Origin of the sequence: Myxococcus sp. CA040A, from assembly GCF_013336725.1 — a bacterium.
Lineage (GTDB): Bacteria > Myxococcota > Myxococcia > Myxococcales > Myxococcaceae > Myxococcus > Myxococcus llanfairpwllgwyngyllgogerychwyrndrobwllllantysiliogogogochensis.
Map to the genome: position 1 here is coordinate 356,944 of NZ_JABUMR010000006.1, position 16,213 is coordinate 373,156.

The 16,213-nt window shown below is 70.1% G+C and carries 15 protein-coding genes; 7 read left to right on the plus strand and 8 right to left on the minus strand.

Features of this window, described 5'->3' with window-relative positions:
- Positions 1-37: 37 nt before the first annotated feature.
- Positions 38-976, plus strand: a complete 939-nt coding sequence (locus tag HUA75_RS27615) for an acyl-CoA desaturase (protein ID WP_174488048.1) — start codon at positions 38-40, stop codon at positions 974-976.
- A 14-nt stretch (positions 977-990) separates the two neighbouring features.
- Here the strand turns inward: HUA75_RS27615 and HUA75_RS27620 are convergent, their stop codons facing one another.
- Positions 991-1,653: a hypothetical protein gene (locus tag HUA75_RS27620; protein ID WP_174488049.1), complete on the minus strand. Its 663-nt coding sequence runs from the start codon at positions 1,651-1,653 to the stop codon at positions 991-993.
- Between the two features lie 346 nt (positions 1,654-1,999).
- On the opposite strand from HUA75_RS27620, the gene HUA75_RS27625 reads away from it, so the two are divergent.
- Positions 2,000-2,554, plus strand: coding sequence for a hypothetical protein (locus HUA75_RS27625; protein WP_141641179.1), 555 nt, complete (start codon positions 2,000-2,002; stop codon positions 2,552-2,554).
- Between the two features lie 59 nt (positions 2,555-2,613).
- Here HUA75_RS27625 and HUA75_RS47565 read toward each other — a convergent pair whose 3' ends face one another.
- The 6 genes from HUA75_RS47565 to HUA75_RS27655 form a co-directional block, all read right to left on the minus strand.
- Positions 2,614-6,213, minus strand: coding sequence for a M1 family aminopeptidase (locus HUA75_RS47565; RefSeq protein ID WP_174488050.1), 3,600 nt, complete (start codon positions 6,211-6,213; stop codon positions 2,614-2,616).
- Complete coding sequence (locus tag HUA75_RS27635; protein ID WP_141641177.1) at positions 6,210-7,142, minus strand: ABC transporter ATP-binding protein; 933 nt, start codon at positions 7,140-7,142, stop codon at positions 6,210-6,212. Before HUA75_RS27635 ends, HUA75_RS47565 begins: the two co-directional genes overlap by 4 nt.
- Positions 7,143-7,272: 130 nt before the next feature.
- Complete coding sequence (locus tag HUA75_RS27640) at positions 7,273-8,130, minus strand: hypothetical protein (protein ID WP_174488051.1); 858 nt, start codon at positions 8,128-8,130, stop codon at positions 7,273-7,275.
- A 105-nt stretch (positions 8,131-8,235) separates the two neighbouring features.
- Positions 8,236-9,198 (minus strand): alpha/beta hydrolase, encoded by a 963-nt coding sequence (locus tag HUA75_RS27645; protein ID WP_174488052.1) that lies wholly within the window; start codon positions 9,196-9,198, stop codon positions 8,236-8,238.
- Positions 9,199-9,238: 40 nt separating this feature from the next.
- Positions 9,239-9,838, minus strand: coding sequence for a TetR/AcrR family transcriptional regulator (locus tag HUA75_RS27650; protein ID WP_141641174.1), 600 nt, complete (start codon positions 9,836-9,838; stop codon positions 9,239-9,241).
- 56 nt (positions 9,839-9,894) lie between these two features.
- The gene (locus HUA75_RS27655; protein WP_141641173.1) at positions 9,895-10,335 is read right to left on the minus strand and encodes a group II truncated hemoglobin; all 441 of its coding nucleotides are present in this window, start codon (positions 10,333-10,335) and stop codon (positions 9,895-9,897) included.
- Positions 10,336-10,540: 205 nt separating this feature from the next.
- Here HUA75_RS27655 and HUA75_RS27660 point away from each other — a divergent pair, with 205 nt between their 5' ends.
- Positions 10,541-12,160: a hybrid sensor histidine kinase/response regulator gene (locus HUA75_RS27660; RefSeq protein WP_174488053.1), complete on the plus strand. Its 1,620-nt coding sequence runs from the start codon at positions 10,541-10,543 to the stop codon at positions 12,158-12,160.
- Between the two features lie 6 nt (positions 12,161-12,166).
- On the opposite strand, the gene HUA75_RS27665 is transcribed toward HUA75_RS27660, so the two are convergent.
- Positions 12,167-13,051 carry a 5'-3' exonuclease H3TH domain-containing protein gene (locus HUA75_RS27665; RefSeq protein WP_174488054.1) on the minus strand — a complete coding sequence of 295 codons (885 nt, stop codon included), beginning with the start codon at positions 13,049-13,051 and terminating at the stop codon, positions 12,167-12,169.
- 212 nt (positions 13,052-13,263) lie between these two features.
- Here HUA75_RS27665 and HUA75_RS27670 point away from each other — a divergent pair, with 212 nt between their 5' ends.
- From HUA75_RS27670 to HUA75_RS27685, 4 genes are all read left to right on the plus strand, one after another.
- Positions 13,264-13,623 carry a DUF4398 domain-containing protein gene (locus HUA75_RS27670; protein WP_174488055.1) on the plus strand — a complete coding sequence of 120 codons (360 nt, stop codon included), beginning with the start codon at positions 13,264-13,266 and terminating at the stop codon, positions 13,621-13,623.
- Between the two features lie 24 nt (positions 13,624-13,647).
- Positions 13,648-14,952: an OmpA family protein gene (locus tag HUA75_RS27675; protein WP_174460137.1), complete on the plus strand. Its 1,305-nt coding sequence runs from the start codon at positions 13,648-13,650 to the stop codon at positions 14,950-14,952.
- Between the two features lie 230 nt (positions 14,953-15,182).
- Positions 15,183-15,773, plus strand: a complete 591-nt coding sequence (locus HUA75_RS27680; RefSeq protein ID WP_174488056.1) for a GNAT family N-acetyltransferase — start codon at positions 15,183-15,185, stop codon at positions 15,771-15,773.
- Between the two features lie 113 nt (positions 15,774-15,886).
- A complete protein-coding gene (locus HUA75_RS27685) occupies positions 15,887-16,207 on the plus strand; it encodes a multidrug efflux SMR transporter (protein WP_141641167.1) in 321 nt (106 codons plus the stop codon).
- Positions 16,208-16,213: the final 6 nt, after the last annotated feature.

The window sequence follows — 16,213 nt, forward strand, 5'->3', positions numbered from 1 at the left end:
GGCGCTTGCGTTGGACCCGCTCCGAAAGGGGCGGCACATGAACGCGGATATCACGGGGTGGGGCGAGGCACGGTGGGACGCGGGCAAGGTGCTCCGGTGGAGCCTTCTCCACCTGGGCGCACTCGTCGGCGGCGCGCTGTACTTCTCGTGGAGCGCGGTGGCGGTGTTCGCCGTGCTCACGGGGGTGACCATGTGCCTGGGCGTCTCGGTGGGCATCCACCGCGGCCTCATCCACCGGGCCTTCCGCGCACCGCGCACGGTGGAACGGACGCTGGGCCTCATCGGCACGTTGGCGGGGCTCGGCGGCGCCCTCGGCATGAGCCGCATGCACCACCTGCGCGACTTCCACCAGAACCAGCCCGAGGCCGACTGCCCCGAATACTTCGGCTACCGCGACGGCTTCCTCAGCGCGATGACCCACGCCCTCTTCCGCACGTGGCACGCACGAGACGCGAGCGTCTATCCCCCCGTGGACGCCGACCTGGAGCACGACGCCTTCTTCATCGCCCTGGAGCGCGCCGGCCTCTGGCTCCAGGTGCCCCTCGCGCTCGCGCTGTACGCGGTAGGCGGTCCCGCGTGGGTGGTCTGGGGTGTCTTCGTGCGACTGGCGCTCACGCAGGATGGCTTCTGGTTCGTGCACTACGTGAGCCACGTGGAGGGAGAGCAGCCCTACGCGCTCCCCGGGTGCGCGGAGCAGGGACGCAACGCGGGCTGGCTCGCCCTCGTGAGCATGGGTGAGTCGTGGCACAACAACCACCACGCCTACCCGAGCTCGGCCCAGATGGGCTTCGGCTGGCGACAGCCGGATCCGGGCTGGTGGACGGTGAAGGCGCTGGCCACGCTGGGCCTCGTGCATGACGTGAAGACGATGGGGAACCTGCCGCTTCGCCCCGGAGCGCACCGACGCCCCGGCCCCCGAAAACACCCGCGCAGGTGCCTCCGCCGACGCGACGGCGCGCACGGTCTACCGGTGTAGCGCCACGCGACGACTCAGAAGGCCCAGCCCAGCGACAACGCCAGCCGCTCGTCAATCACCCACGAGCGCCCTTCGTTCGACTGCTCGCCCACGGGGAACTGCCCTTCGTACCCGGGCTTGGCCGTGACGTTGCTCGTGTACTGACTCGAATCATGCCGGGCCTCCGCGCCCACGCCCGCCTGCACCACGAGGCCTCGCCCGAGGATGACGGTGTAGCCCAGCATCGCCGTCGCGCCAAAGCTCCAGATGCGCTGCTCGTTGTCGTTGAGACTCGCCTGTCCTTCTATCTCGAAGCGGCGCCACGAGCGGGTGACCTCCAATCCCGGCGACACCCACAGCCCCTCGGGCGCGTCTCCCACGAGGAAGAAGCGGGCCCGGGGACCGACGCCCAGGACGAAGGTGGAGCTGCCTGCCTCGTTCTCCCGCTCCCCTGACACCAGGGAGTCGGACCAACCCTTCTGCTGGGTGAATCCGGTGCGCAACCCCAGGCCCACCGACACGCGGGGACTCACCACCCGCTCTCCCTCCAGCGTCACCACGCCCAGTTCATCGGGAGTGACGGAGACTCCCAGCACCGTCTTGCGCGCGGGCGAGACGGACGGTCCGGCGCTCAGCTCCTGGGCGTGAGCGGCAACGGACGACAGCAACGTCAGACACAGCATGTGAATGGGCTTCATGTTTGGACATCCCCCAATGACGTCCCTGGCACGCTCGTCCAGCGACCCACTCCCCTTGTGCAATGGGCGTGCACAACCTCACTCCAGAGGGAGCCTCAGCTCATGAGCACCCCTCCCCACGACATCGTGTCAACGAAGGCCCGCGCGCCGCGTGACAGGCTGACAGCGCGCCATCCACCCCGCTCCACACGCCGTGACACCGAGCACTGTCCGCCAGCGCGCGAATGGCGTCGGGACGGCGGGCCCACGGACTCGTCACGTTGCGCGATGCACCGGGCATCAAGATACTCCCGCCCGAGCCTTCCCACGGGGAGGCACTCATCCGGGGATGGAGGGAGTCCAAGTGATGCGCATGCGAATGCTGCTGGCGTCCGCGCTGCTGGTGCTCGGTGGCTGTGGTGGTGATGACGACAAGGAAGGCGACGACGGCGACGACACCACGACGGACCATCGGTCCAACGTCACGGGCGCCTATGAGAGCACGGGCACCCTGAGCGCCACCTTCAACGGAGAGACCCAGACCGGGGAGTTGGACGACACGGTGCGAATCTCGGAGGCCTCCGGCTCCAAGACGGCCCTGAGCCTGCGCTCCGAGTCCCTCACCTGCGACCGGGACCTGCGGGCGACGATGACCGGAGAGAACACCTTCTTCATCAGCGAGGGCGCGTGCTCGGTCTTCGACGAGGAGAGCAAGTGCACGGCGGACCTGAGTGTCACCTCCGGGCGAGGCAGCCGGGAGCCGAATGGCCCCCTCCAGCTCACCCTCCAGGGAAAGTTCACGGTGCGCTGCTCCCCGCTGCCCATCGTCGGTGACTTCACCCTGCTGCTCACCGGAACGCGCACGGGCGCGGAGGCCCTGCCCCGCGTCGAGACGCGGCTCTTCCACGTCACGCACCCCTGAGTCATCCGGCGACCGCGCTCCAGGCCAGCACGGGAGCGCGGTCCACCGGGCTCACCGCCTCACAGCGTCACCACGGCCTGCTCGCGACGAAGCTGGAGCACGCGCACGTCGGGGTCCACCACCCAGCGCTCGGGCGGGAAGTCGGAGCGCACCGTGACGTCGGCCTTCTCACCTGCCCCCAGCACCACGCGGCTTCGCGCCTCGCGGTAATCCGGTGACTGCACGTCCGGAGCCTTCGCGTCCGGCCGCTTCGCGAAGCGCTCGCCCTTCACCGCGGCGACCTCCACCGGCATGCGGCCGTCCCCCACGTTCTCCACCGTCACCGTGGCCACCCACTGTCCGCCCTCCTGCTTCACCTGGGCATTCGACAGCCGGTACTGCGGGACATGCACCTCGTGGAACCACTGCTGGACGAAGGCGTCATAGGCCGCCGCGTCCGGCGCGAAGGGGCGCATCGCCGCGGTGAAGTCCTGCAGCACCGGGTGGTCCTCATGGCCCACGTACTTCTGGAGGAACGCCTGGATTCCCGCGTGCATGGCCGGGCGGCCCATCAGTTCCTCCAGCATCGAGAACGCCCAGCCTCCCTTGTCGTAGAGCACGGTGTTGTCGCCGTCGCGCGAGTCGTCGAGCTTCACCAGCGACTGCTCCGCGTCCACGTGCCGCTCCCTGGCGTAGCGCTCCTCCAGTCGCTTGGCGATCTCCATCCGCGTCCGGGGACCGTCCAGTTGCTCCATCAGCTTCATCGCCGAATAGTGAGACATGCCCTCCGACAACACCGAGCCGCCCGGCCCCTTGCCGGGGATGAGCATGTTGCCCCACCACTGATGCGCCGCCTCGTGCGCGGTAATCAGCAGGACGGCATTCGACTCCGGCGTGCTGCGCGCGAGAAAGCCGATGCTCTCCGAGAACGTGATGTTGGTGGCGAAGCCCTGCGCATAGGTGTCCAGGCCGGGGAACTCGGACAGCTTCAGCTCCTTCCACGGATAGGGATGGAACCATTCCGAGTAGTACCGGCGTGACGCGTCCAGTCCGCGGCGCATGGCCTCCACGTTGTAGACATGCGCGGGGTGGTGGAAGACGGCGGTGCCCTCGCCGCGCAGCACCGCCCAGCGGCCCGCGACGATGTTGAACATGCTGACCGGCGCGTCGCTGCGCCACACGCTGACCCGACGTCCGTCCTTCACCTCGTCGCTCTCCAGCACGCCCACCGCGTTGAGCGTGTACTCCGCCGGCCCCGTCACGCGGATGCGCGTGGTGAAGGGCGTGCCCATGCCATAGGCGGCCTCCGTGGTCCCCACGTAGAAGTCGTCCGGGTAGACGCGGGGCTCATACCGGTTCTCGTCCTTGTCCACGCCGATGTCGTCGCGGAAGCCCACCACCGGCGCGAAGCTCGGCCCGAAGCTGGTCAGCACCACGCCGGAGGGAAGGATGAACTCCGGCACCCTGCCGCCATTCTTCGTCACGCCCTTGGGGAACTCGCCATGGAACTCGAAGCCCACGCGCACCACCGAGCCGGGTGCCAGGGGCGCCTCGGGCTTGAAGACATACAACCGCGAGCGGTCCTCGGGCGTGACGTCCTTTCCGTCCACCGTCCAGCGCACGTCCTCCCAGTGGTCTCCGCCCGTGAGGGCAAAGGACGTCAGCGCCTTCTCGCGCCGGTTCACCAGCGTGTACGTGCCTCGCGTGCGGAAGGCGCGACCCTCCGGGTCCAGCTCCACGTCCAGGTCCACGTCCTGAATCGCCGGCTGCGGCGCGTCCAGCCACGTGGCCAGGTTCTTCTGCCAGTACTCCTTCGCGCGCTTCTTCGCGGCGTCACCCTGCCAGCCCTGCCCCACCTGCACCGCCGCCGCCACGAGGGCCACCGCGGGCACCACCGCCCACGGCGTCAGCCGCCACGCGCCGCGCAACAGCCCCCCGGGGCGGATGCGCTCCAGCAGGCTCACCGAGTCCGCCGCGCGCCGCCCATCCCACCGCACCGCCAGCGCGGTGAAGAAGGCGGCGAGCCCCAGGACGCCCACGCGGTTGAGCACGAGCACGGACCTGTCCAGCTCGAAGGGCCCCATGTCGGACCACTGCACCGCGCGCCACAGCGGCCAGTTCATCGCCCAGTGGAGGTGGCCGCGCACCGCCGCATAACCGGTGAGGCTCAGCGCCGCGAGCGACACGCCATACGCGCCGAAGCGCCCTCCCGCCACCGCGTGCGCCGCCAGCACGAAGCACGTCCACGCGAAGAACGTGGGCAACAAGAGCCCCCACGCGAGGACGTACGACGACAACGAGAGCGGCACCTGGCCTTGCACGAGCTGGGCGATGATGCCCGCGAGCCCCGTCGCCACCAGCAGGGACACTCCGACGAGGCTGTTGGCGAGCGCCTTGCCCAGCAGGACGGAGACGGTGCGCACGGGCGCGGCGTCATGGATGGGCGCGAGGTCAGAGGCGCGCTCTCGCTCCAGCGACTCCACCGTGTAGAACATGAGCAGCAGACACGCGAGCGTGGACGCCACGCCCATGGTGTTCACCGCGAAGAAGCCCGGGGACGTCAGGAGCGAGGTGTCGAACGGGCCCACCTTGTTCAGCGCATTCGCCACCGTCTGCATCAGGATGATGGGCATGAACAGATAGAGCCCCGGCTGCGACAGGAGGCCCCGCAGCTCCGCGCGCGCCACCACCCACAGGCCCGACAGTGCCCCGGGAGGATGGGCTCGCATGCCCAGCGTCACGAGCGGCGTCTCCTCGCGCGCCCCTCCATCCGGCGTCGCCAGGGGAATGTCCGCCAGCGCCTTGCCGTGCGCGCCGCGCACCGGTGCGCCACGCAGGCCTCGCGCCACGTGCCGCGCGCTCCACGCCACGCCGCCCAGCCCCACCGCGATGAAGCCCAGTCGGCTGAGGACGAACAGCGCGTCCAGCCCCACGCGCTCCGCGTTGTAGAAGGCGACCCCTCGGTCGACCTTCACCCAGGTCTCGCTCAGCCACCGCATGCCCGCGGGGTCCAGCGCCTGGAGCACCCGGTTCACCCGAGGGTCCAACCACCCGGGAGACCAGCTCCACAGGAAGAAGGCGCAGACGAACATCAGCACCACCGGCAGGAAGTACACGAGCACCGGGCGCCGCGTGCCCGCGCCCAGCGCGAAGGCTGCACCCGCGATGAACACCAACTGGGGCAGGCCGAAGAAGAGCGCGGGCCGCGCGTAGTTGAGCCACGACAGCGGACCGCGATACTCGGCGTGCTCGCCCGCGGGGATGACGTGGTGGAAGAAGACGAGGAAGAGCACCATCGCCCCGAGCGCCAACACATACGCGCTCAGCACCGCCAGGAACTTGCCCCACACGTACTCGCGCGGCGTCAGCGGCGTGGTGTGGAGGAGGGGCCCTACCCGCGCCTCCTCGTCCGCGATGACGCCCATGCCCGCGCCCACGGAGACGAAGAAGCTGAAGAGGAGGAACATGAGCAGCAGGAGCGTCTGCGAGACGGCGAACTCGCTCGTCACCCAGGCCTTCTGCCCGCCCACCTGGCTGGCCCCGGATTCGATGGTGACGTTGCCTGACGACAGGCCCCACACCGACAGGAAGGTGACGAGCAACAGGATGACGAACAGCGGGCGGCGCAGTTGGTGCGCCAGCTCCGTGCGCACCACCGTGCCCAGACGGGCCACGTTCATCGTGCCACCTCTCGTGCGGCTTCCACGACGGGCGGCTGCTGCGACGTCGCGGAGGCCTCGCGCGTGTCCTTCATCATCAGCAGATAGGCGTCCTCCAGCGTGGGCGTGACGCGCTCGAAGCCCGCGGGCACATCGCCTCCCGTCGAGTGGATGCGCACGCGGTTGCGGCCCTCGAAGAGCACGGCCTGCGTGACGCGGCGGGTGCGCTGCAGCTCCGCCAGCTCGGTGGCGGAGGCGGTCCCCTCGAAGATGGTGCCCTGGATGGAGGTCTTCGCCTCGGAGGGCGAAGTAATCGCCACCACGCGGCCCTGCCGGATGACGGCGAAGCGCGGACACAACATCGCTACGTCTTCGACGATGTGCGTGGACAACAGCACCGTGCGCTCGTTCGCCACTTCCGCGAGCAGCCGGTAGAAGCGCAGGCGCTCCTCGGGGTCCAGGCCCGCGGTGGGCTCGTCCACGATGATGAGCTGGGGGTTGCCCGCGAGCGCCTGGGCGATTCCCAGCCGCTGCCGCATGCCTCCCGAGTACTCCTTCACCTTGCGCTTCGCGGCGAACGTGAGGTTCACACGCTCCAGCAGCTCCGCGCACAATGACTTCAACCCTCGCGGCGCGGTGACGCCCTTGAGCTTCAGCAGGTACAGCAGCATGGCCTCGCCCGTGAGGTACGGGTAGAAGCCGAACTCCTGCGGCAGATAGCCCAGGTGGGGCCGGAGCGCTTCCGGGTGGCGGACGATGTCCAGTCCATCCAGCGTCACCTCACCGGAGGTGGGCTCCAGCAGGCCCGACAGAATCTTCATCAGCGTGGACTTGCCCGCGCCGTTGGGACCCAGCAGCCCGAACATCCCACGCGGTATCTCCAGGTCCACGCCACGCAGTGCGGACACCGGGCCCGGGTACACCTTCACCAGATTGCGGAGGGAGAGCATGCCCCCCGTACGCCTGGAGGGCTGTGCTCATTTCACGGGACGTGCGAGGAAACGCAGGAGCTCACGGTGTCCGTCAGGCGCACACCTGGGTGACGCACCGTGGCGCCCCGGTGCGGGCTTGCCCGAGGACTCAGCCGGGGATTCGATGGAGCGGAGCGCAGTGCGGCGCATCTTTCTGAAGCCGCTTGCGCAACACCTCGGCGCCCACGGTGTTGCCCGCACGCGCGGAAGCCACTCGAAGTCCCCAGGCGCTCATCAGCCAGGCCACGGGGAGATTGGTCTGCTGGTTGTGCACTTCCAGCGCCGCGAGCGAGTCGGGGGTGGCCGTGCCGGTGAGCACCTCGCCGATACCTACGCAGATCTCGTAGTAGGCGCGCCCCTCGTCCGAGCCGGCGACCGGGCTCGGAAACTCCACCATGGAGAGGGCCTCCTTCGCGAGCGCGAGCCCTCGCGCGGGGTCGTCCTCGCACAGCATGACGATGCTCGCCTCACCCACTCGCTCCATCGCGCGGATGACAGGGGGACGCGCTGACCAGTCGACGCTCGCCAGCTCCCGGCGCGCGGAGGCCGCGTCACCGTAGCAGGCATGGGCCAGGGCGCGGGAGCTCGCTCGGTAGAAGGCGACATCCGGAAACCGGCTGCTCGACGCGTACACCTGTTCGTAGACGGCGAGCAGGGCGCTCACGTCGGGATGCAGAAAGGCCGCGTTGATCTTGCGGCGCGCCGACAGTCCCTTCCAGAAGATGGAGCCCAGGGTACCCACCGCGAGCACGCCTCCAACCAGCAAGACGAAGCCCAACTGAGACCCGGACCGACTCAGCTCCTCGGTGGATGGCAGCTTCGGCGTCTTGCCGCCAGTGACCATGAAATACGCGGCGACGTAGGCAACGAGGATGAACGGCAACAGCTTCATCCAAAGCTTGAAGGGCGCGAGGGCACTGCGTGGGCGAATCGATTCGAGATAGCGGCCGTTCTCTTCACGGGACATGCGCGCACTTATAGCCAAACATTTTCACGACGCCATGCGCGCGGGGCCTGCCCCGACAGAATCGCCCTCGCACCTCCAGAACGACACGGCGCCAGCCGCGTCACCTCACGAGTGCCGCACCAACCGCAGTGACGCGCGCGACGCCGTCGAAGCAGAGGCCGAAGCGGACGCCGAGGCCAGCAGCCCCACGGCGGGCCACGCGGTCTCCGACTTTCCCTCCGCGAGGAAGTCCACCGCCTGCGACACGACCTCCGGCGCGTACAGGATGCGGTGATGCCCCAGCCCCTGCGTGCGCGTCAGCCGCGCGCCCGGCCAGGCGCTGGCCACCGACTCGCCCGCGACAACCGACACCTCCCGGTCTCCCACGTCGTGAAACACATGCAGCGGCACGTGCCCCAAGAGCCGCACGAAGTTCGGCAGCGCCAGGTCACGCAGCCGCACGTTGAAGTGCGCCTCGATGCGCTGCTCCATCCGCATCCACACGCCATCCGTCAGCCCCATCGCCCGCGCGAAGGCCTGGATGCCGCCCCGGGGGTCCGCGGGCGGCGACACGAACACCGCGCGTCCCACCTTCAGCCCATCCCGCATCGCCACCGCCGTCGCCGCCGCGCCCAGCGAGTGCGCAATCACCGCGTACGGCCCACCCGTCGCCCGCGCCACGTCCGCCACCAGCTCCGCCATCTCCGGCAACGAGCTGGTCCTCCCCGACGACTGCCCGTGCCCCGGCGCGTCGTACGTCACGACGGAGAAACCCGCCGACACCAGCGGCTCCACGAAGGCCGTGAGCTGCCCGCCGTACCCGCTCCACCCGTGCACCAGCAGCACGCGCGGTCCCACGCCCCAGCTCCACACCGCCACCTCCTCGCCCCCCAGCGTCAGCATCCGCGGCTGCCCACGCGCCAGCACCGCCTCCGCCGTCTTCGAGCGATGCGGCCTTCGAGGCGTCCGGAACATCCGGTCCGCCCACGCCGCCGTCAGCCCCGGCGCCACCGCCCCCATGCTCAACGCCGCCGCCCGCACACCCCACATCGCCAATTTCGCCCGAACGTTCGTGCTATTTTTCGCCATGACGAGGTCCTCCTCGGAACGACACACAGCCAAAGAAATCTCAGGAGCCTTGGGGACGGGCGGCGCGCAGCAACGCGTCGAAGGAGCGCCGGGCCCACGTCTCCGCGCGGGGCTCTTTCAGCAGGCGCGCGGAGTGGTGGAAGCCCAGGAGCAGCGCGTTCTCATCGTGGGCGAACTGCTCCACGTCCACGTCCTTGTGGAAGTGCCCCTCCGCGACGGCGATGCGCGCGGCCTGGGCCAGGCAGTCCAGCCAGTCCCGCTGCGTCTGCACCAACCTGTCACGCGCGGGCCCGGGCGCGTCGTCCAGCTCCGTGGCCGCCGCCACGAAGATGCACCCGCCCTCCGGCACCAGCTCCTTCTCCCACGTCAGCCACTGCTCGAAGAGGGCCCGCACCCGGGGCTCGCCTCGCGGCTGCGTGAGCGCCGGGCGGATGACGCGCTCGGTGAACAGCGCCGTCGCCGCCTCCAGGATTTCCACCTGGAGCGACGTCTTGGAACGGAAGTGCGCGAACAGGCCGCTCTTGGAGAGCTGCAGCTCCTCCGCCAGCCCGCCAATGCTCAGCCCCTGGAGCCCCACGCGGCTGGCGAGCTGGATGGCCCGCTCCAGAATCGCCTGATGGGTGAGCTCTCCCTTGCGCATGGGCTCTTTCTAAACGCCCGTGCTTTTTTCCGCAAGTCGATGAACCACGGGGCCGCTCAGCCTTCGGTGTTGCGCAGGAAGTCCGCCACCTGGGCGAAGCGGTCATCCAGGAAGCGGCGCAGGCCCCCGGTGACTCCCCGGGCATCCAGGGCCTTCCCCATGGCGCGCAGCCACGCGTCGCGCATGGAGAGATCCACGGGCACATGGCCATGACGCATCCGCAGGCGCGGGTGGCCGTGCCGCTCCGCGTAATGCTGCGGCCCGCCCAGCCAGCCGATGAGGAAGAGGCCGAAGCGCTCGCGCGTCCCCCCGTTCACCCGGCCCTGCTCGTCCAGTTCGTGCAACTTCGCCAGCACGGGCTCGTGCGCGTCCATCGCGTCATAGAAGGCCCCCGCCAACGCCATCACCGCATCCGCGCCACCGATGCGCTGATACGGCGTGTCCTCCAGCGTGGGCACCCAATCATCAGAGGAGGGAATTTTGAGCTCAACAGGCATGACATCCTTCAACATCCGTGCGGGCACGGGGTTTTCCCCTCCCGAAACGAGCGCTCGGCGTGCCGCTCCGAGGGGTGTCGAGAGGCCGACAGGTTGGCAGGCACCTCGCGGGTTGCCCATCGAAGATTTGACCCAGGCAAGAGCCGGTTGCTAGAGCCCTGCCCCACCCGTGCACCCTTCCGCCAACTCCAAGCAGGCCAGGGCGATGCCTCCGCCCAGAGTCTGGGTCCTCGACGACAGCTCCGTGGAGAACGAGGCCATTCGCCGCGTGCTCACTCCCACCTGCCGGGTGGAGACGTTCACCGACGGGGCCGCGTTGCTGGAGGCGCTGGGGCGAGAGCACGGACTGCTCCCCGAGGTGCTCGTCCTGGACTGGTACCTGCCGGGCATGTCGGGCCTGGAGGTGTGCCGCTTCGTGCGCTCGGGCACCACCACCTCGCTGATTCCGGTGCTGCTGCTCACCGTCAACACCCGCGCGGATGACGTGGTGGAGGCGCTGGCGGCGGGCGCCAACGACTACGTCTTCAAGCCCTTCCGTCCGGTGGAGCTGGAGGCGCGCGTGCTGGCCCTGGCGCGCCTGGAGCGTCAGCGACGCCAACTGCTCGAGGACGAGCGCGCGCGGCGCATGCTGGCGGAGGGCACGCTGACCGAGGTGCAGGCCGCGGAGGAGCGCGCGTGGCGCAGCGAGCTGCGCTTCCGGCTGGCCGCCCGGGCCACGCGGGACGCGGTGTGGGAGTGGGACCCGCGCACGGACACGGTGGACTGGACCAGCGGCCTGCACGAGCTGTTCGGCCACGTGTCCACCAACATCCGGGACACGCGCGACTGGTGGGCGGAGCGCCTGCACCCGGAGGACCGGGACCGCGTGGTGCGCGGCCTGCGGCTGGCCGTGGCCAGTGAAACCCACGAGTGGCAGGACACCTACCGCTTCCAGCGCGGGGACGGCACGTGGGCCCACGTGGTGGACCGGTGCCACATCGTCCGGGACGGGGACAACCAGGCGGTGCAGGTGGTGGGCGCCATGCAGGACGTCACCGAATGGCAGCAGACGGAGGCCGAGCGCCTGCGCCTGCTGGCCGAGGTGCACGCGCAGGCGGACTTCGAGCGGCAGCTCATCGGCATCGTCAGCCATGATTTGCGCAACCCCCTGGGCGCGATAACGCTGGCCGCGTCCCTGCTGGCGCAGCGCCCGGACGCGGACGACCGGCAACAGCGCAACGTGCAGCGAATCCTGCGCGCGGCGGAGCGGGCGACGCGGATGATTCGCGACCTGCTCGACTTCACGCGGGCCCGACAGGGCCGCGGGCTCCCCATCTATCCGCGCGCCATGGACCTGCACGAGGTGGTGCACGCGGCGCTGGACGAACTCCAGGCGGCCTGGCCCGAGCGCCGCATCGTCTCCGACTACCAGGGCAGCGGCGCGGGCGCGTGGGACCCCGACCGGGTGGCGCAGGTGCTCGGCAACCTGGTGGGCAACGCGATGCAGTACAGCCCGCCGGACACCGTGGTGCGCGTCATCGCGAGGGGCGAGGACACGGGCATCGTCCTGGAGGTCCACAACGCGGGCCTCCCGATTCCGGGCGACCTCCAGTCGCGCATCTTCGAGCCGCTGGAGCGCGGCGTGGAGCGCCCCGAGGACCGGGGCGTGCGCAGCATCGGCCTGGGGCTCTACATCGTGCGCAGCATCGTCGTGGCCCACGGCGGCACCGTGGAGGCGCGCTCCACCCAGGAACACGGCACCACCTTCACCGTGCGCCTTCCCCGCCAGCCGCCCGTCGCCCTCGCGGCCCAGGACGACGACGACGACGGACAGGCCGCGGGGTAGTCCGCCTCAGTCCACCCAGCGCTTTGGCCTGCGCTTCATCGTGGTGACGCCCAGCCTGTCGCAGAGTGACTCGAACACCTGTCGGGGCACGCCCCGCCACGCCACGTCCTCCAGCGTCTTCGTGCCGGGCAGCGGCGCATCCGTCACCAGCGTGGCGAGCCGTCGGTACAGCAGCGCCTCCTCGCGATGCGCGCGCAGCGTCGCCGCCAGCTTGTCCGCGCCACGCGGGCGCGCCGTCCACGTCGCCGCGTCGTCCGGAATCGCCTCCAGTCTTCCGTAGGCCGCCAGCAGCGACGAGGCGCCCTTCTCCCCGAAGCCCGGCAGCCCGGGGATGCCATCCGCGTCATCGCCCATCAGCGCGAGCAGGTCCGGCACGCTCGTGGGGGACACGCCCAGCTTCGCGCGCACCGCGTCCTCGTCCAGCACCTTCTCCTGACGCCGGTCCACCTGCACCACGCGCTGGCCACGCACGCACTGCCCCAGGTCCTTGTCCGGGGTGAGCAGCCGCACCTGCTCCACCGCGTCCACCCACTTCGCCGCCGCGGTGGCCAGCGCGTCGTCCGCCTCGTGCTCCTTCATCGACCACACGCGCACGCCCAGCGCCGCGACGGCTTCCTCGGCCAGGTTGAACTGCGCATGCAGCTCCGGCGGGACGCCCTCGTCGCTCTTGTAGCCGTCGAACAGCGCGTTGCGGAACGAGCGGATGGGGTTGTCGAACGCCACCGCCACGTGTGTCACCGCTTCGTCCGAGTCGTGCAGCAGCATGAGCAGCGAGGACATCAGCCCCACCGTCGCCTTCACGTCTTGCCCGTCCGGCGCGGCGTGGCCGGGCCGGGGCGAGAAGTGGGCGCGGTACAGCTCGTACGTGCCATCCACCAGGTGCAGGCGCATCCCGCCGTCCTATCGCTCCCGGCGCCTTCCGACCAGCCCGGCCGCACCGTCACGAGGCCCTCCGCGCGCAAGGACTGCTCGCCGCTCCCCGGGGTCGCCCGGCCGCTCCCCGGGCGGCTTGTCCCGGTGCGGATTGCCGGGTTGTCGGCCCGAGCACACTTCAGGACCTGGGGCGCGACACCCGCGCTCCATCCGGCTGCTGGAGGTAGACCGTGCGCCCGAAGCTGCTTGCCGCGATGCTGTGCGCCACCCTGTTCGGGTGCGCCAGCCAGAGCGTGACACCCGTCTCGAACACCAAACGAACAGAGGCCATCGCCTCCATGCGCGCCGCGGAAGGAGCAGGCGCGTCGCGCATCCCCGAAGCCGCTCGCCACCTGGAGTTCGCCCGCCAGCAGGTCAACAACGGCGAGCAGCTGATGATGGACGAGGACATGGAAGGCGCGGAGCTGAGCTTCATGCAGGCGGACGCGGACGCGGACCTCGCGCTGGCGCTCGCACGTGCGTTGCCACTGGAGCGGCAGGCGCAACAAACCACCCAGCAGGCCCAGTCGCTGCAACGCGGCCTGCAGTGAGCCCGAGTCCCGGAGGAAACCGTCATGGTGCGAAGCAAGCGTGGATGGAAGGCCCTCGTCGGAGCCACGACGCTCCTCGCCGCGGGGAGCGCGAGTGCCGCTCCACCCAAGGAGCTCGTGGAGGCGCGGTCGGCCTATCAGCAGTTGATTGCCAGTCCCCAGGGGCGTGAGCGCCCCCGGGAGGTGACCGAGGCGCGCGATGCGTTGCGCCAGGCGGAGCAGGCGTACCAGGACGACAAGGACGCCACCCGCACGCGGGTGCTCTCCTACGTGGCCCTGCGCAAGGCGGAGACCGCCGGCGCCTGGGGCAGCGCGGAGATCGCCGCCAGGCAACAGGCCCAGGCCGAAGCGGCCTTGAGCCAGGCCCAGGCCCGACAGGAGCAGCAGCGGCTTTCGCAGGCCCAGGCCTCCCAGCAGCAGCAGGCCAATGACCAGCGGCTGTCGGAAGAGTCCTCCCGTCGTCAGCAGCTGGAGGCCGAGGCCCAGCGCCTGGCCCAGCAAAACCAGGAGCTGCAACGCCAGACGGCGGAGCTGCAGGCGCAGCAACAGGCGCGAAGCCAGACGGAGCAGCAGAGCGCCCAGCAGCTGGAGGCGGAGCGACAGGCGCGAGTGGAGGCCGAGCGCAAGGCCAGCGAGGCCCTGACGCAGCTGGACCGCGCGAACAAGGACCTCAAGGTCCGCGAGGAAGCCCGAGGCACGGTGCTGACGCTGTCGGGCAGCGTCCTCTTCGCCTCCGGTGCGTCGGACCTGCTGCCGGTGGCCCGCGACAGGCTGGCGGACGTGGCGCAGGTGCTGAAGGAGGGCGACAAGCCACTGCTCATCGAAGGGCACACGGACTCGCAGGGCTCGGACGCGCTCAACGAGCGGCTCTCCTATGCGCGCGCCGAGCGCGTGAAGGAGTTCCTCATCAACCAGGGCGTCCCCGCCAATCGCATCGAGGCGCGCGGCATGGGTGAGTTCCGGCCCGTGGCCACCAACGCCACGGCCGAGGGCCGCGCGAACAACCGCCGCGTGGAAATCGTCGTCGAGCGCGGCGGACAGCGCGCCGTCGGCGGCAGCGGCCAGGGCACGGGCGGCGCCGGCTCCGAGCAGCAGAAGCAGGCTCCGGAGTCAGGCTCCTCGAACGACACCCTGCCGCCCCAGGAGGACACGAGCGGCGCGGTTCCCTCCGGACAGCAGGGCACCTCAGCGGATCATGAAGACTTCCCGGGCACCGGTGGCGGTGGTGCGCCTTCGGAGAGCCAGGGACAGCAGGGCACGTCGGCCGACCACGAGGACTTCCATGGCACGGGTGGCTCGGACGGCGCGAATCAGGACGTGAAGCAGTAACCCCGCTGACACCCGCCCGGCCCAACGCCGGGTGGGTGTGCGAGGCACGTTGCTCCTGGTGGTGTGCGTGAAGAACCCTCGCTCCGGACCTGCTCGCGGCTCTCATGCCCGGACAGGCCCGGAGCGCGGCCTTTCGGCCCCGTCGAGCACCTGTCACCCGGAGTGCTCCGTCCCGCTTGCGGCGCTCCGGTTCCGGCGCGCGACGCGATAGCCTGCGGGCCGCTCTCGTCATGGCCTCCGACAAACCCATCGTCCTGCTCACCACCGAGCGCTTGAGGGTGACCCAGCTGCCTCCCGACGGGGCGGCGCGCGTCGTCGCCTATTTCGAAGCCAACCGGGACCACCTGGGCCCGGTGTCCCCCACGCGGCCCGCCCACTTCTACACCCTGGCGTACTGGCGCACGCGGCTGGCACAGGACCTGGAGGACGCGCGCTTCGACAGGTCCCTGCGCATGGTGGTCCTCCCGCGCGCGGAGCCGCTGTCCTCCGCGCCCGTCATCGCCAACATCTCCCTCACGAACATCGTCCGGGGACCGCTCCAGGCCGTGACGCTGGGCTACGGCCTGGACCACCGTCACGAGGGCCAGGGCCTGATGACGGAGGCCCTGCGCGCCGTCTGCACCCACGCCTTCACCACCATGGGCCTGCACCGCATCCAGGCCAACCACCTCCCGGAGAACCTCCGGAGCGCCGCCGTGCTGCGCCGGCTGGGCTTCGCGGTGGAGGGCTACGCGCGCGACTTCCTGCGCATCGACGGCCGCTGGAGGGACCACATCCTCACCTCGCTCGTCGCGCCCGAGGGAAGCCCCACCGCCGTGTAGTCGCGGCCACGCGACACGCGCTCGAGTCAACCGTCGTGAACCCCTCGACGGGCGAAAGACGCGCTGGCGAAGGGACAGCGAGCCTCGTACAGCTTCGCCACGGAGGTGGAAGCGTGGCGTATCTGTTCCTGTTGGGGGCCATCGCCTGTGAAGTGGTGGCGACGAGCCTGCTGAAGTCCACCCAGGGCTTCACCCGCCTGTGGCCCACGGTGGGCTGCCTGTCGGGCTACGCGGTGGCGTTCCTGCTGCTGGCGCAAGCGGTGAAACAGGTGCCGGTGGGCGTCGCGTACGCGATGTGGTCCGGCCTGGGAACGGCCGCCATCGTCACCATCGGCGTCATCTTCCTGGACGAGCCGTTGAGCACCACCAAGGTCATCGGCGTGGCGCTCATCATCGGGGGCGTCGTCCTGCTCAACCTGCGCGGCGCGCACTGAAGCCGC

Coding starts and splice junctions, on each gene's coding strand:
- HUA75_RS27615 (WP_174488048.1), top strand. CDS start 38: ATGAACGCGGATATCACGGGGTGGGGCGAGGCACGGTGGGACGCGGGC.
- HUA75_RS27620 (WP_174488049.1), bottom strand. CDS start 1,653: ATGAAGCCCATTCACATGCTGTGTCTGACGTTGCTGTCGTCCGTTGCC.
- HUA75_RS27625 (WP_141641179.1), top strand. CDS start 2,000: ATGCGCATGCGAATGCTGCTGGCGTCCGCGCTGCTGGTGCTCGGTGGC.
- HUA75_RS47565 (WP_174488050.1), bottom strand. CDS start 6,213: ATGAACGTGGCCCGTCTGGGCACGGTGGTGCGCACGGAGCTGGCGCAC.
- HUA75_RS27635 (WP_141641177.1), bottom strand. CDS start 7,142: ATGCTCTCCCTCCGCAATCTGGTGAAGGTGTACCCGGGCCCGGTGTCC.
- HUA75_RS27640 (WP_174488051.1), bottom strand. CDS start 8,130: ATGTCCCGTGAAGAGAACGGCCGCTATCTCGAATCGATTCGCCCACGC.
- HUA75_RS27645 (WP_174488052.1), bottom strand. CDS start 9,198: ATGGCGAAAAATAGCACGAACGTTCGGGCGAAATTGGCGATGTGGGGT.
- HUA75_RS27650 (WP_141641174.1), bottom strand. CDS start 9,838: ATGCGCAAGGGAGAGCTCACCCATCAGGCGATTCTGGAGCGGGCCATC.
- HUA75_RS27655 (WP_141641173.1), bottom strand. CDS start 10,335: ATGCCTGTTGAGCTCAAAATTCCCTCCTCTGATGATTGGGTGCCCACG.
- HUA75_RS27660 (WP_174488053.1), top strand. CDS start 10,541: ATGCCTCCGCCCAGAGTCTGGGTCCTCGACGACAGCTCCGTGGAGAAC.
- HUA75_RS27665 (WP_174488054.1), bottom strand. CDS start 13,051: ATGCGCCTGCACCTGGTGGATGGCACGTACGAGCTGTACCGCGCCCAC.
- HUA75_RS27675 (WP_174460137.1), top strand. CDS start 13,648: ATGGTGCGAAGCAAGCGTGGATGGAAGGCCCTCGTCGGAGCCACGACG.
- HUA75_RS27680 (WP_174488056.1), top strand. CDS start 15,183: ATGGCCTCCGACAAACCCATCGTCCTGCTCACCACCGAGCGCTTGAGG.